Genomic DNA, 14,804 nt, shown 5'->3' with positions numbered 1-14,804 from the left:
GGCGCTGTCGCCGGGACCAGGAGCCATCCCCGGGACTAGTGATGTCGTCCGAGAAATGCAGTCAATGCCTGCACGACCTCGTCGGGTGCGCTCATGTGGGGACAGTGACCGGTCGCGGCGAGCCGCATCAGGCTGCTGCCGGTCATGTGTCGAGCCACGTAGTCGCCGACCTCCGGCGCCGCCAGCGCATCGTCGCTGCATTGCAGCAGCAGGCTCGGCACGGTGACACCCTGAAGGTCCTGGCGGTGGTCGGCGAGGAAGGTCACGCGCGCGAAATGGCGCGCGATGCGGCTGTCCATGCGGCAGAAGCTGTCGCCGAGGGCGCCGGCGAGTTCGGGCCGGTCCGGATTGCCCATGACGACGGGCGCCATCATCCGGGCCCAGCCGAAATGATTGGACTCCAGGGTGTCGAGCAGGTCGTCGATGTCCTCGCGCTCGAAGCCCCCGACATAGGCGCCATCGTTGATGTAGGAGGGCGAGGGCGCGATCAGTATCAGCGAATCGAACAGGTCCGGGCGACGCCGGGCGGCGAGGACGCCGATCATCGTGCCCACCGAATGGGCGACCAGCACGGGACGATCGAGTCGCGCGGCTTCGCACACGGCGATGAGATCGTCGGCATGGCCTTCCAGGGTGGCATGGCGCACCGGGTCGTAGAGCGATGGATCCGCCATCCCGCAACCCGCGCAGTCGTACAGGACGACCTCATGGGTCTGTGCCAGGGCATGGGCGACCGGCTGCCAGACGTTCTGATCGCAGCCATAGCCATGCGTGAAGATCAACGTCTTGCCGGTGCCAGTGGCGGTGCCGGCGCGCGTGACGTTGTGACGTTGAAGAACGGACATCACATTAAAACTTAATGATAACTTTCAGTTCATTAGCTTAATGTAAAACGCAATTTGTTATACGAAGTAAGGTAATTGACCAAATTCAGAATACTTTTTAATTAAATAAAGCAATGAATGGTGGGCATTTCAATGCGGATCTGTCACATCCATGTGATTGCGCGATCCGCGTCGTGATCCGGAGAAAAAGCGATGCGGACCGCTCGCGGTTTCAAGTCGAGGCCGGGTCGATGCGACGCGCGAATCGCACGATCGTCACGCCGGGCAGCGCCTGGCGCAACGATGGCATCACCAGCACGCAGTCGTCGTGGGGCGTGACGATGGGTGCCATGCCGTCGTTGCCGATGACCGTGCCGGCATGCTCGATCGTCTCCAGTCCCTGGAATGCCTGGACGAACGACGCATCGGCCGTCCGGGCCACCGCGGCGCCCGTGACCTGCAGGATGCGTTGCCCCGGGACGTCCGGTCCGAGCCACCCGGGCAGTGCCGCGTCGATGCGAGCGGCGTCGATCACCCCGCTCGCCACCAGGAAGCGCCGGCACTGGTCGCGTGCGACGTCCAGGCTGGCCGGATCGCCATGGAAGCCGCATTCGACCAGCAGCGACCGCGCGCCGGCGGCCATGCCCTCGGCGGTGCTGAAACGGCCGAAGTCGCGCATCCGCACGCCGTCCTTGTGGCCGGCGTCGACCACGATGTCCGCCGGTGTGCCCAGCGCCAGGGCGAGGGCGATGTTCTCGTCGAACAGTCCGGTCAGGCACAGGGGTGGTGCCTCCTCGTGCATCGAATGCAGGTCGAGCAGCCAGTCGGCCTGGTCGACCCATGGCGCCAATGCGCGGGCACGCCGGCGCTCCAGCGTGCCGCCCTCGGCCAGCCGCTCGGGTGTCCACTGCCGATTGAGGTCCTGCTCGACGAAGCGCGAGGCATCGCCATCGGCGGCGTCGAAACGGTCGAAGGCCGCCAGGTTGCAGAAGGCGAGCGTGAGCCGCCCCTGGCTGGGCCGCAGGCCCGCTTCCAGCAGGCCCAGCACCGCCAGGGCGCCGCACAGCTCGTTGCCGTGGACCAGCGCGGCGACCATCGCATGGCGGCCCGGCCGGCCCGAATCGAAATGCCAGACGCCCTCGACGCCGGTGTTGCCGGCACGCCAGGCGCCCAGTTCGGGCTTGGCGAGCCGGAAGCGAGCGGTCGAGGACACGGAGGGGGTCGGGGTCACGGGGGTCACGGGGGTCATGGGGGAGGTCATGGTTTCACTCGTCCTGGATCTTGGCGAACTGCACGATGCGGCGGTACTTCTCGGTCTCGTCGACGAGGAAGCGGCCGATGTCGGGCTGCGTCACGGGCACGACCGAGCCGGAGGCTTCCATGCTCCTGCGGTAGTCGGGCGCCTTGAGGGTCTCGGCGAGCGCCGTCCTCAGTTTCGCGGCGATGGGCTCCGGCAGTCCCGCCGGTCCCATCAGCACGAACCAGACGCCGATGTCGACATCCTTGAGCGCCGGGGTCTCGGCCAGCGCCGGCACGTCCGGCGTCACGGCGGAGCGCTTCTTCTCGGTGGTGCCGAGCGCGACGATCTTGCCGGACTTCATCAGCGGCAATGCGCTGGAGAGCACATAGACGCCGTAGTCGAGGCTGCCGCCGATCAGGTCGTTGGTCAGCGGACCGGTGCCTCGATAGGGAATGTGCGTCATGAACAGGCTGCCCTGCTGCTTGATCATCTCGCCGGCCACGTGCAGTGACGTGCCCACGCCGGAGCTGCCATACGAATAGCGGCCCGGATTCGCCTTGGCGGCGCGCAGGAAGTCGGCCGTGGTCCGGGTCGGGTTGCCCGCCGAGGCGGTCAGGACCAGTGGCTGGGAGGCCAGCAGCCCGAGGGGCGTGAAGTTCTTCAGCGAGTACTTGACCGACTTGCGCACCAGGGCATTGATGGCGATCTCGTTGTTGGCCCCCACCAGCAGCGTGTAGCCATCGGGCGTCGCCGAGGCGACCTTCTGCGCGCCGATGGAGCCGCCGGCGCCACCCAGGTTCTCGATCACGACCGGCTGGCCCAGGCGGGCGCCCAGGTCCTGCGCCAGCGTGCGGGCGACGAGGTCGGTGCTGCCGCCGGCCGGATAGCCGACGACCAGCGTGATGGGTTTCTGCGGCCAGGCCGTCCCCTGGGCGAACGCGCTGGCGGACAGGCCGAGGGCGCAGGCGGCCAGCACGGCGACACGGTGGCGAAGCGATGGAGCGAATGGCGTCATGGATCCGGAAGGTGGGAAAAGGAAGCCGCCATTCTTCGATGCGCCACCCCTGGACGTTGTGCCGTTTCAGCACAATGAGTTGCCGTCTGAAAAGACAAGGTATAAGGCGCGGGATGCAGATCAAGTGGCTGGAGGACTTCGTGGCGTTGGCCGAGACGGCGAATTTCAGCCGCGCGGCGGAGATCCGCCATGTCACGCACCCGGCGTTCGGGCGCCGCATCCGGGCGCTCGAGGCATGGGCGGGCACGCCACTGGTCGAGCGCGGCCGCAGTCCGGTCCAGCTGACATCGGCCGGATCGCTGCTGCTGGAGACCGCGTCGCAGACCATCCGCGGCCTGGAGGGATCGCGTATCGAGATGCTGGGCGAGGCGGGACGGCAGGCCCGCACCGTCACCATCGCCACCGGGCGCACCTTGGCGCGCACGGTGCTGGCGGACTGGCTGGTCCGCCTGCAGCCGGTGCTGGGCGACGGCCGGGTCCGCGTCGCCACCCGGGCCCTGCTCGACACGGTGCAGATGCTGGAACGCAACGAATGCGATTTCATGCTCGTCGTGCATCACGCCGCCCTGACCATGCGCCTGGACGGCCGTCAGTTCGCGCACCTCACGCTCGCGTCCGACCGCCTGGTGCCGGTGGCGCGGGCGAACGCGCGGGGCGAACCGATCCATTCGCTGGCCGACCCGGTCCCGCCCCCCGTCATGACCTATGGTCCCGGCCTGGCGCTGAGCCGGTTGCTGGAGGACCACCTGTCGCACAACCCGGCGATGCCCGCGCTCTCGCGGCGCATCGAATGCGATTCGGCCGACGCCCTGGCCGAGTACGTGCTCAAGGGGCTGGGCATCGCCTGGCTGCCGTGGTCGATGGTGCAATCCGATTGCCAGGCCGGACGCATGGCCGTGGCCGGGGAGCGGAACGCGGCCGTGGGCTTCGAGGTGCGGCTCTACCGGCCCAAACGACGCATGCACGCCCTGGCCGAAGCGGTATGGCGCTCGGCGGTGCGTCGCTAGGGTCCGATCCGCCGGAGCCCGCAGGGTCGCGTTGCGCAGATGTGGACCATGCCGGTCGCGGCCTGCAGTCGCCCGGCCGGCAATCCTGGGCGCACCAGGCGTTCTTTCGTTGTGCGGTCCAATCTGCGGCAACGGGGAACGTGGCTGTCCGAGCCAGCCCCCCCAACCCAACTCTTCCGATTTCCACGCATGGCAGCCACGGTACGACACCATCTCAACCAGATCACCGAAAGCGCGATCGATTTCGCCATCGTCGTCACGGACCTCGATGGCCTCATCACCGACTGGAACCGAGGCGCAACGAACGTCTTCGGCTGGAAGCAGGAGGAGATCGTCGGCCGGACGATCGAATGCATCTTCACGCCCGAGGACCTGACGATCCGGCGGGCCCAGGAGGAGATGCGACTCTCGGTCGCCGATGGCCGCGCCGAGGACGAACGCTGGCACCTGCGCAAGGACGGCAGCCGTTTCTGGGCCTCGGGCGAAATGATGCCGTTGCGCGACGAGATGGGCGCCCACCAGGGCTACGTCAAGATCCTGCGCGACCGCACGCGCCAGCACGAGACCGGCAAGCAGCTGCGCGAGTTCAAGGACCGCTTCGAGACCCTGCTGGAGACGGTGGAGACCGCCTTCGCCATCGTGGAGGTGAAGTTCGACGCCGACGACCGGCCGGTGGACTACCGCTTCATCGAGGCCAATCCCGCCTTCGAGCGCCAGGCCGGCGTCGACCTGCAGGGCAAGTGGGTGACCGAGTTCGCGCCCGACCTGGAGCGCTTCTGGTTCGACACCTATGGGCGGGTCGCCCTGACCGGGGAGCCGGCGAACTTCGAGAGCTATGCCGAGGCCTTCGGCCGCTGGTTCGACGTGCGCGCCATCCGCGTGGGCGAGCCCGAGGAACGACAGATCGCCATCTTCTTCAACGACGTCACGGACCGGCGCAAGGCCGAGGAGCGACTGCGCGCGAGCGAGAAGATCGCGCGCGAGAACGCCGAGCGCGTGCAGCTGGCGCTGGCGGCGGGCGCGATCATCGGCACCTGGCACTGGGACCTGACGACCGACCGCGTCACCGTCGACTAGGCCTTCGCGACGGCCTTCGGCCTCGACCCCGAACTCGGCCACGGGGGCCTGAGCCCCCAGGAGGTCATCGCCGCCGTCCACCCCGACGACAAGCCCGGGATGGTGGCCGCCATGTGCGAGGTGCTGCGGCGTGGCGGCGCCTACGCGCACCAGTACCGGGTGCGTCGCACCGATGGCCAGTACTACTGGATCGAGGCCAACGGGCGCGTCGACCATGCCGCGGACGGCACGCCGCTGCAGTTCCCGGGCGTGCTGCTCGACGTCCAGGAACGCCGCGCGCTGCAGGAGGACCGGGACCGCAACGTGGCGGCGCTGCGCGCGCTCACCGAGACGCTGGAGCAGCGCGTCGAAGAGCGCTCCAGGGAACTGCAGGCCTCGCAGGAGCAGTTGCGCCAGTCGCAGAAGATGGAGGCGATCGGCCAGCTCACAGGAGGGATCGCGCACGACTTCAACAACCTGCTGGCCACGATCACGTCCAGCCTGGAGCTGATGAACCGCCGGATCGCCGCGGGCAAGGGCGGCGACCTGAGCCGCTACATCACCATGGCATCGACGGCGGCGCAGAGCTCGGCCGCCCTCATCCAGCGCTTGCTGGCGTTTTCGCGCAAGCAGACGCTGGACCTGCAATCGTTCGAGGTCAATGGCCTGATCGCCCACATGGAGGACATGCTGCGACGCAGCATCGGAGAGAACATCCAGTTCGAGATGGCGCTGCAGCCCGGCCTGCCGGCGGTCCGGTCGGATCGCAACCAGCTGGAGAACGCCTTGCTCAACCTCACCATCAATGCGCGCGATGCCATGCCCGAGGGCGGCGTGATCCGGGTCAGGACATCGACGCGCGAACTCGACGCGGGCTATGCCGCCATGCATCCGGGGGTCGCCCCGGGGCAGTACGTGATGGTGAGCGTCTCGGACAACGGCACGGGCATGTCGCCCGAGACGCTGGCCAAGGCCTTCGACCCGTTCTTCACCACCAAGCCCATCGGCCAGGGCACCGGCCTGGGACTCTCGATGATCTATGGCTTCGCGCGCCAGACCGGCGGGCATGCCAGCATCCATTCGGTGGTGGGCGAGGGGACGACGGTCAACATCTACCTGCCCTGCAACCTGGCGCCATGGATACCGTCGGCCACGCGCGAGCAGTCCGTGGCCAGGTCGCCCCAGGGCACGGGCGAGACGGTCCTGTTCGTGGAGGACGAAGCCGGTGTCCGGCAGGTGCTGGCCGAGATCCTGAACGAGCTGGGCTACCGCACCCACGAAGCGGTCGATGCCCCGAGCGCGATGACGCTCCAGGCGCAGCTGCCGCAGCTGGACCTGCTGATCACCGACGTCGGGCTGCCGGGTACCAACGGCCGGCAGCTCGCCGAGATGATGCGTGGAAGCCGCCCCGGCCTCAGGGTCCTGTTCATCACGGGATATGCGGGCAATGCCGCCGTCAAGGACGAGTTCCTGGCCGAGGGCATGGACCTGCTGGCCAAGCCCTTCACCATCGATGCCCTGGCCCACAAGGTCAAGGGTCTGCTGGAGCACTGACCCGCCGCATCGATCGCGGCGCCGCGCTAGCGGATGAAGCGTTCGATGTAGTCGTCCGGCAGACCCAGCTGCTTGTAGTGCCTGCGGGCGGCTTCCAGCTTCGTGAACACATCCTCGTAGCCGACCGCGACGCCCTGCGGATCGACATAGGTGTAGCCGCCGGTGACATGGAACCAGGTGATCATCTCCGAGACGCCTTCGGGCACGACCAGGGTGTGGGTCTCGCCGGCGGGTTCGTGGGCATAGGAGCCTTCCTCCGCGACCCAGTCGTGCTCGAGGTACTGCCATCGGCCCTTGAGCACGAGGGCGTGGACCGCGCCGGAATGACGATGGCGCGACAGCACGCCCGCCTTGCGCACGCGCAGGAGGTTCACGTAGTAGCCACCGCTCGTGCACAGCAGCAGGGGCTTGAAGGACACGCTCGCGGTCACCGGCACCCACATCTCGTCGTTCTCGAGCCATCGGTCCAGGACGTTGAGGTGCACCAGGTCGGGCGACATGTAGGGCACCTGCGGCAGGGCATAGGGGATGGCCAGCTGGTCGGGTCCGGCGGTGGCCGCAGCGGCGGGCGCGACAGGCGAGGGGGCGGCGACATTCATGGTCGGGATGCTTTCTTGCGATGGGGAGGCGACGAAACCGTCGAGGTCCATGCAGCTTAGGTCCGCGCCATCGGGCTGCCCAGGCGTCGACCCGACCAGGGGGTGTGCCGGTCCGGAACAGCGTCGCCCCGGTCGCGCATCGGCCTCAGTAGGTGGGCGGCGTCACGGCGCTGATGATCTCCGCCCGGTCCGGCCCGACGTTGCGGAAGCGATGGGGCGTCTGGCTGTCGAAGTAGTAGCCCTGTCCCGGTTCGAGCACCCGGATCTGGTCGCCCACCGTCACCTCGACCCGACCCCTCAGCACGAAGCCGGTCTCCTGGGAGCGGTGCGAGAACGCTTCCCCGGTGTCGGCCCCGACCTCGTAGGTTTCCCTCAGCATGAGGATGTGCCGGTTGGGGTGGTTCATGCCCAGCATGCGATAGGAGATCGTGTCCTTGTCGCCGATCTCCACCAGATCCTCTTCGTCGTAGAACGGTGAATACGTCAACGTGGTCTGCAGGCCGTCGAAGAAGCCGACCAGGGTGGTGCCGAGGGCGTCGAGCATGGCCGACAGCGTGTCGACGCTCGGGCTGGTCCTGTCGCGCTCGACCAGGGAGATGGTCGCGTGGGAGATGCCCGAGCGCTCCGCCAGGTCGCGTACCGACAGCTTCCTGCGCAGGCGCAGACGCTTGAGATGGATGCCGATCTGTGCCATGGTGCCCTCGCTGTCGACAGGCCGGCATTATGGCCGCCAGCCCCCGCGGCCGCGCCTCAGTTCGACGGCGCCAGGCGTCGGCGCACCGCGGTCACCGGCTGGTAGGCCACCGGGTCCACCGGATGGAAGGGCCGGGCCACGGTGAACGGCTGTTCGGCCGGTCGGTAGGCGGTCATGCCGACGGTGTCGCAGGTCATGCAGTCGCCGACATCGGCATAGTTCAACGAGAAGTGGTAGCCCGAGCGCGCCACCACCACCTGCTGCTGGGCCACGCGGATGCCCATGGCTTCGTAGAAGTTCGGGTCGAGGTAGGTCAGCGGCAGCTCCGTCAGGGCGATCGACACCTGGCCGAGCCGCACCACCGCGTACGGGCCGATCTGCACCGCCATGCCGCCATGCGCCGGGCCCTTCATCACCGCCTCGATGTTCGGGCCCTTGGCGAGCAGGCGGCAGACGGCCCGCACCGGTGGCGTCTCGATCGAGTGGCGGCCGCCGATGACCAGCTCGACGAGGTCGCCGACCTCGGCTTCCTGGCAGCGGTCGACCGAGGCCGGGTCGCGGATCGGCACCGCCGCGGCGAGCGAAGGGAAATCGGACAGCAGGGTGGTCAGCACGAAGGTGCTGTCGCCCGGCCCACCGGCCGCCACCCGGTCGCCCTGGTCGCCGATGACGACCGGCCGGGTCCGACCCGGCTCGCTCGCCCGCGCCAGGCAGGTCTGGATGTCCGGCAGCACGCCCACCAGCGCATCGCGCGCCCGCCACAGGGCATCCGCGATCTCGTGGGCCGCGGTCCAGGCGGGATCGAGCTTGCCGTTGCCATAGGCCAGGACGGTCTGACCCATATGCGCGATGTCGAGGAACTGCTGCACGTTGAAGATGCTGATGTCGAACAGGCCGGTCTCCTCGACCAGCCGGCGCGCGCGGGCATGCAGCCCCATCAGCGGCTCCTCGTCGGTGCGGTCCTGGCCCAGCGTCAGCATCGGAAAATGCACCGACACGCACACGGGCTCGAACGTGCCCGCCAGCATCGCCTGCGCGGCCTGCATGGCGAGTCGCCCGGTCTCGGCCATGTCGGCGTGCGGATTGGTCTTGTAGCCGGTGATGAAGTCGCAGGCGGCCAACGTGTAGGGCGTGACATGGGCATGCAGATCCAGGCCGGCGGTGATCGGCACGCGCGGTCCCACGATGTCGCGCAGGCTGCGGATGAGATCGCCCTCCGGATCGGTGAAGCCGGTCGTGACCATGGCGCCATGCAATGCCAGCACGATCGCATCGAAGCCGCCCCGGCGCGCCGCCTCGAGCATCACGGCCTTGAATTCGAGATACACCGCGTCGTCGACGATCCCCGAGGGCGAGGCCCGGAACGAGGCCGGCACCACGACCTCGAAGCCGGCCGCCTCGGCGGTGTCGATGACGCCGCCCAGCGTCGTCCGGGTGCCCCTGAAGCCCTTCAGCGCGTCCTCGCCGAAGGCGATCTGGAACTGGTCGCGGCCGGTGCGGATGGGATTGAAACTGTGCGACTCCTGATAGATGGAGCCGCTCAGGATGGTCTGGTGGGGCATGGCTTCCTCCGGTTCCTGCTGCATGGCGATCGGTGCGCCGGTCAATCGAGCTTGACGTTCACCGCCTTGAGCAACGCGCTCTGGCTGGTGCGGTCGTTCTCCATCGTCCGGCCGAATTCCTGGGGCGTCCCGCCGGCCGGGAACACCGACAGCTTCTCGATGGCCTCGCGGATCTGCGGCTCGGCCAGTGCGTCGTTGGCCGCCTTGTTGAGTCGGGCGATCACCTCCGGCGGGGTGTTCGCGGGCGCCACCAGGCCGAACCACGACAACAGACCCAGCTCCGGCAGGCCCTGCTCGGCATAGGTCGGCACGTCCGGCAGGCTGGGCACGCGCCGCGTGCCGGAGACCGCCAGGGCCTTGAGCTTGCCGCTCTGGATGTAGGGCAGCGAGGAGGGCAGGTCGTCGCTCAGGGTGTCGACCTGGCCGGCCAGCACGTCCTGGATGACGAAGCTGATGCCCTTGTACGGGACATGCAGCAGCTTCGTGCCGGTGCGGTACTGGAACATCTCCATCTTCAGGTGGCCACCCCCGCCGGTGCCCGAGGAGCCGAACGAATACTTGCCCGGCTCGGCCTTGGCGAGCGTGATGAACTCGGCGAGGTTGTTGGCGACGACGCGAGGACCCGCCGACCAGACGGTCGGGCAGTTGGCGATGTTGACGACCGGCATGAGGTCCTTGCGCACGTCGTAGTTGAGCTTGCGCGTCAGTGGCAACACCGAGTGGGAGGTCACCGTCGCGATGCCGAGGGTGTAGCCGTCGGGCGCCGCCCGCACCACCATCTCCGAGCCGATCGCGCCCGCCGCCCCGGCCCGGTTGTCGACGATCAACGACTGGCCCAGATGCCGGCCCATGCCATCGGCCATGATGCGCGCGAGGATGTCGGTGGTTCCGCCCGGCGCGAAGGGCACGACGATCCTGATCGGGCGGCTCGGAAAGACATCGGCGGCGAACGCCGGCGAACCGGTCATCGCCATCACGGTCAGGATGAGCAGGGAACGTCGGGCGATGGGGTGCATGGGAGGGGTCCGGTGAAGACGGTGGGCTGGGCCGGCCAACTGTGCGGCGGTTTGCCCGGCCGCGATACGGGGCCGCGCGGTCGTGGTGAATATATTCACCAGTTCCCGGCCGATCCGGCCGCGCGCATCCTCCGGATCGGTGCGTCGCGGCGGCGCGCGACGCACCGATCCGGGCATCGATGGCAGGCCGTCCTGCGCGCGGATCGATGCACCAGGGTGGGCGCGGCGGCCGGGCTCGACGCCCGCCGGTCTACTTTTGTGGACGCAGCGTCCGCGACCCCTGTTCAGACCCGGCATGCCCTTCCTAGACTGCGGCATCGCGCTGGATGGCGCGGCAGGGGCATCCGGTCCCGACCCCGACCCCGACCCCGACTTCAACTCCGAATCCCGCAATGATCAACATCCTCCTCGGACTTGCGCTGGCCGCCTCCGTCGTCTCGCTGCCGGCCCGGGCAGAGACCGGGTCCTGGCCCACCCGGCCCATCAAGCTCGTGGTGCCGTTCGGCCCGGGCGGGACGACCGACCTGATCGCCCGCGCGATGGCCGATCGCCTGACCCGCGAGCTCGGCCAACCGGTGATCGTGGACAACAAGGCCGGCGCGTCCGGCGCCATCGGTTCGGACTTCGTCGCCAAGGCGGCACCGGACGGCTACACCATCGGCATGGCCACCGTCACCACGCACGCGGTCAATCCGGCGGTCTTTCCCAAGCTCGCCTACGACGTCCTGCGGGACCTGGCACCGGTCACCCAGCTCGTCTCAGTGCCCAACGTGATGACGGTCTCGCCCAGGCTCGGCGTCACCACCATGGCCGAGTTCGTCGCCGGGGCCAAGGCGCAATCCGGCCGATTCACCTATGGCTCGCCCGGTCCCGGCTCCGAAGCCAACCTGATGGGTGAACTGTTCAACCAGAGCGCGGGAACCCGCGTCCTGCACGTGCCCTACCGGGGCAGCGGCCCGGCCCTGCAGGATGCGATGGCGGGCCAGATCGACGCGGTCTTCGACAATCTGCCCTCGTCCCTGCCCTTCATACAGACCGACAGGCTGCGGGCGCTGGCGGTCGCCGCGCCCCGGCGCATCCCACAACTGCCGGCCGTCCCGACCTTCGAGGAGGTCGGCCTGAAGCCGGTCAACGACAGCTCGTGGTTCGGCCTGGTCGCGCCGGCGAAGACACCGGCCGCCATCGTGGGCCGGCTGCAGGCCGCGTCCGCCCGGGTGCTGGCCACGCCCGACATGGTCGCGACGATGGACAAGTTCGCCGGTGTCGGCGTGGGCAGCAAGCCGGAGGTCTTCAAGGCCCTGCTCGAGCGCGAGCTGAAGAAGTTCAAGACCCTCGCCGACGCCGGCGACATCCGCCTGGAATGAACGTGGAACCCACCCACGTCGCGACGGGTCGCGCACCGCGCGTGCTGGTCGGCCAGATCTTCCAGGAAGCCCATGGGTTCACCCCGCTGCGCACGCCGCTGGACGCCTTCGCCATCGAGCGGGGCGACGCGGTCGTGACGCGGAACATGCAAGCCGACTCGGTGCTCGGCGGCATCCTGCGCATCGGCAGCGCCGAAGGCTGGGACCTGGTGCCCTCCATCGCGGCGCGGGCGAGCCCGGGGGGCCGCGTGACCGACGATGCCTATGCCCACCTGCTGTCCGCGCTGCTCGACGCCGCGCGGTCGGCTCCGCTGGATGCCATCGCGCTGTGCCTGCACGGCTGCATCCAGACCGAGAGCCTCGACAGCGCCGAAGCCGACCTGCTGCGGCGCCTGCGCGAGATCGTCGGACCGGACGTGCCCATCGTGGCCGGCTTCGACCTGCATGGTCATGCCGGCGGCGGCATGCTCGATCACCTCGATTTCGCATCCGCCTACAAGACCAATCCGCATGGCGATGCCGGCGCCACCGGCGAGCGCGTGGCGATGGTGCTCGCCGGCATCCTGCAGGGCCGGCTGTCGCCCGTCGGCATGAAGGTGCTGGTGCCGATGCTGACCGGCGGCAACGACGAGACGGGCAGCGGCCCGCTGCGGGAGCTGCACGCGACCGCTCGCGAAGGAGTGGCCGCGGACCCCGCATTGCTCGATGCCTCCATCTTCAATGTCAATCCGTTCATCGACGGCACCGGCGTCGGGCAGACCATCGTCGTCTACGCCCGCCACGAGGCCGGCCGCGAGCCCGCGGCGGCCCTGGCACGCGTGCTGGCGGACGGCATGTGGGCCGCCCGGGGCGAGTTCCGGCACGTGCTGCCGACGCTCGCGCAGACGCTGGCGCGCGTCGCCGGCCGGGTCGTCCTGGGCGACTTCGGCGACCGCGTGCTGGCCGGCGCGCCGGGCGACAGCCTGCATGTGGTGCGCGAGGTCCTGGCCCACCACGCGCCCCGGCGCGTCGTGGCGCCGGTGACCGATCCCGCCGCGGTCGCGCTCTGCGGCCGGGCCGGTGCCGGCGCCCGGGTCACCGTGGCGGTGGGCGGCGCCATCACCGGCGCGGAGCCCCCGCTGGTGCTCACCGGCACGGTCCGGTCGACCGGCGTGGGCATGTATCGCAACCGGGGGGCCTTCATGCGCGGTGCGACCCTGCGGATCGGCGAGTACGCCGTGCTGGAGGCCGATCGCGTGACGCTGCTCATCACCCGCGATCCCTTGATGAGCCAGGATCCGGGCTGCTTCCTCGATGCCGGCATCGGCCTGGACGACGCGGACGTGGTGGTGGTGAAGTCCGGCTACCACTTCAAGCTGGCCTTCGGTGACTGGGGCGAATGCGTGTGCATCGAGACACCGGGCCTGACCGTCTTCGATCCGTTCGTGCTCGGGCTGGAGAAGGCGCGTCCGCTCTATCCGCTCGACGATCCGTTTTTCCAGGCCGAGGCGGTACCGACCCGCGGCCGCGCGGGGCCCGGGCCGATGCGCGGGACGGCCGATGTTTCGACCGAGCGATCGGTCCTGGGGAATCAATGAGCAATCTGGTGGGTGATGTCTCGAGCGCGGCGCGCATCCTGCCGACGTTGAATGGCGAGAAGCTCTTCATCGCCACGGGCCGGGGCGCCTGTCTGTGGGATGAACGGGGTCGCCGCTATATCGACACGGCGCTGGGCTTCGGCGCGGTGCTGCTGGGCCATTCGCGGCCGGCGGTGCTGGAGAGCGTGGGTCGCGCGCTGCAGGACGCGGCCGCGCCCTCGTGGGCGCATGTGCGCGAGCACCCCGCCGCGACCGCCCTGGCGCGCTTCACCGGCGACATGCGCAAGGTGATGTTCACCAATTCGGGCAGCGAGGCGGTCCACCTGGCCAGCCGGGCCGCGCGCGCGTTCACCGGGCGCCGCCGGATCGCCAAGATGGCGGCGGGCTTCGACGGCTGGTTCGACGAGGTCAGCTTCGGCAACGTGTCGAGTCCGGAGGCGGCCTTCGCGGATGGCGCGCGGCCCCGCACGGAACGCACGACCTTGCTGCGCTTCAACGACTTCGACGATGTCGAGCGGCTCTTCGAGGAAGACCCCGACATCGCCGCCGTCATCGTCGAGCCGATGCTCGCCAATGCCGGCTGCATCATGGCCGCGCCGGGCTACCTGCGGCATGTCCAGGCGGTGGCGCACCGGCACGGGGCCCTCGTCATCGCCGACGAAGTCCTCATGGGCTTCCGCCTGTTCGCCGGCCTGACCAGCCTGCGGGAAGGCCTGTCGCCCGACATCGCGACGGTCGGCAAGGCGATCGGCAATGGCGTGCCGGTGTCGGCCGTCGTGGGTCGCGCCGAAGTGCTGGACGGGTTCGAGCAGGGCATCGTGCTGCGGGGTGGCACCTTCAGCGGCAACCCGATGGCCTGCGCCGCCCTGCTCGCCACGTTGGAGGGCTTGCAGGCGAGCGACTACGAGGCCCTGTCGGCCCGGGGCGAGGACCTGCGCGCGTTCATCGAAGCCACGTTCGCCGCGCAGGGCATCACCGTGGCCACCTCCGGCTTCGGCACGGTCTTCAGCATCTGGCCATCGGCGGCCGCGCCCCGCACCTACGAGGAGGCGAGCCGGATGGCCTCGCCGGAATTCTCGAAGGCGCTGCACCTGGCCCTGCGCGAGGCCGGCGTCCTCGTCATGCCCTCGCCCTATGGCCGTCTCTATCTGTCCTTCGACCACCACGAGGGCGTGCTGCGCGAGATGAAGACCGCTTTCGCGCGGGCCGCCGCCAGCCTGGCGGCGGTCTTCGGCAAGCCCGCGCCCGGACAGCGGACGGACGAGTCCGCGTCGGCCTGAGGAGCCGGCCGGGGAG

The 14,804-nt window shown here is 69.2% G+C and carries 11 protein-coding genes and 1 pseudogene; 5 read left to right on the top strand and 7 right to left on the bottom strand.

What is annotated here, in order from left to right; genetic code table 11:
- Positions 1-35: 35 nt before the first annotated feature.
- From AC1MLT_RS21360 to AC1MLT_RS21350, 3 genes are all read right to left on the bottom strand, one after another.
- Positions 36-845 carry an alpha/beta fold hydrolase gene (locus tag AC1MLT_RS21360; RefSeq protein ID WP_481036319.1) on the bottom strand — a complete coding sequence of 270 codons (810 nt, stop codon included), beginning with the start codon at positions 843-845 and terminating at the stop codon, positions 36-38.
- A gap of 211 nt (positions 846-1,056) precedes the next feature.
- Positions 1,057-2,073: a M14 family metallopeptidase gene (locus AC1MLT_RS21355; RefSeq protein ID WP_481036317.1), complete on the bottom strand. Its 1,017-nt coding sequence runs from the start codon at positions 2,071-2,073 to the stop codon at positions 1,057-1,059.
- Between the two features lie 16 nt (positions 2,074-2,089).
- Positions 2,090-3,079, bottom strand: coding sequence for a Bug family tripartite tricarboxylate transporter substrate binding protein (locus AC1MLT_RS21350; RefSeq protein WP_481036316.1), 990 nt, complete (start codon positions 3,077-3,079; stop codon positions 2,090-2,092).
- Positions 3,080-3,192: 113 nt separating this feature from the next.
- On the opposite strand from AC1MLT_RS21350, the gene AC1MLT_RS21345 reads away from it, so the two are divergent.
- Positions 3,193-4,086, top strand: coding sequence for a LysR substrate-binding domain-containing protein (locus AC1MLT_RS21345; RefSeq protein WP_481036314.1), 894 nt, complete (start codon positions 3,193-3,195; stop codon positions 4,084-4,086).
- Between the two features lie 111 nt (positions 4,087-4,197).
- Positions 4,198-6,696: pseudogene (locus tag AC1MLT_RS21340) on the top strand (PAS domain S-box protein).
- Positions 6,697-6,722: 26 nt separating this feature from the next.
- Here AC1MLT_RS21340 and AC1MLT_RS21335 read toward each other — a convergent pair.
- The 4 genes from AC1MLT_RS21335 to AC1MLT_RS21320 all read right to left on the bottom strand — a co-directional run bounded on the left by AC1MLT_RS21335 (position 6,723) and on the right by AC1MLT_RS21320 (position 10,567).
- Complete coding sequence (locus AC1MLT_RS21335; RefSeq protein ID WP_481036313.1) at positions 6,723-7,295, bottom strand: 2,4'-dihydroxyacetophenone dioxygenase family protein; 573 nt, start codon at positions 7,293-7,295, stop codon at positions 6,723-6,725.
- 145 nt (positions 7,296-7,440) lie between these two features.
- The gene (locus tag AC1MLT_RS21330) at positions 7,441-7,989 is read right to left on the bottom strand and encodes a cupin domain-containing protein (protein ID WP_481036312.1); all 549 of its coding nucleotides are present in this window, start codon (positions 7,987-7,989) and stop codon (positions 7,441-7,443) included.
- 56 nt (positions 7,990-8,045) lie between these two features.
- Positions 8,046-9,575 (bottom strand): M81 family metallopeptidase, encoded by a 1,530-nt coding sequence (locus tag AC1MLT_RS21325; RefSeq protein ID WP_481036311.1) that lies wholly within the window; start codon positions 9,573-9,575, stop codon positions 8,046-8,048.
- A gap of 17 nt (positions 9,576-9,592) precedes the next feature.
- Entirely contained in the window at positions 9,593-10,567 is a 975-nt protein-coding gene (locus AC1MLT_RS21320; RefSeq protein ID WP_481036310.1) for a Bug family tripartite tricarboxylate transporter substrate binding protein, read from the bottom strand.
- Between the two features lie 392 nt (positions 10,568-10,959).
- Between AC1MLT_RS21320 and AC1MLT_RS21315 the strand changes: the two genes are divergently transcribed.
- Genes AC1MLT_RS21315 through AC1MLT_RS21305 form a run of 3 tightly spaced genes read left to right on the top strand, consistent with a single transcriptional unit; the run spans position 10,960 to position 14,788 of the window.
- Positions 10,960-11,931, top strand: coding sequence for a Bug family tripartite tricarboxylate transporter substrate binding protein (locus AC1MLT_RS21315; RefSeq protein ID WP_481036308.1), 972 nt, complete (start codon positions 10,960-10,962; stop codon positions 11,929-11,931).
- Between the two features lie 2 nt (positions 11,932-11,933).
- Positions 11,934-13,508, top strand: coding sequence for a M81 family metallopeptidase (locus tag AC1MLT_RS21310; protein WP_481036307.1), 1,575 nt, complete (start codon positions 11,934-11,936; stop codon positions 13,506-13,508).
- Entirely contained in the window at positions 13,505-14,788 is a 1,284-nt protein-coding gene (locus AC1MLT_RS21305) for an aspartate aminotransferase family protein (protein WP_481036305.1), read from the top strand. The genes AC1MLT_RS21310 and AC1MLT_RS21305 overlap by 4 nt, the downstream gene beginning before the upstream one ends.
- Positions 14,789-14,804: the final 16 nt, after the last annotated feature.

It is taken from the genome of Variovorax sp. PEI5 (genome assembly GCF_056679935.1).
Note: the sequence above shows the minus strand (reverse complement) of the source record. Positions and strands in the feature narration are given on the sequence as shown.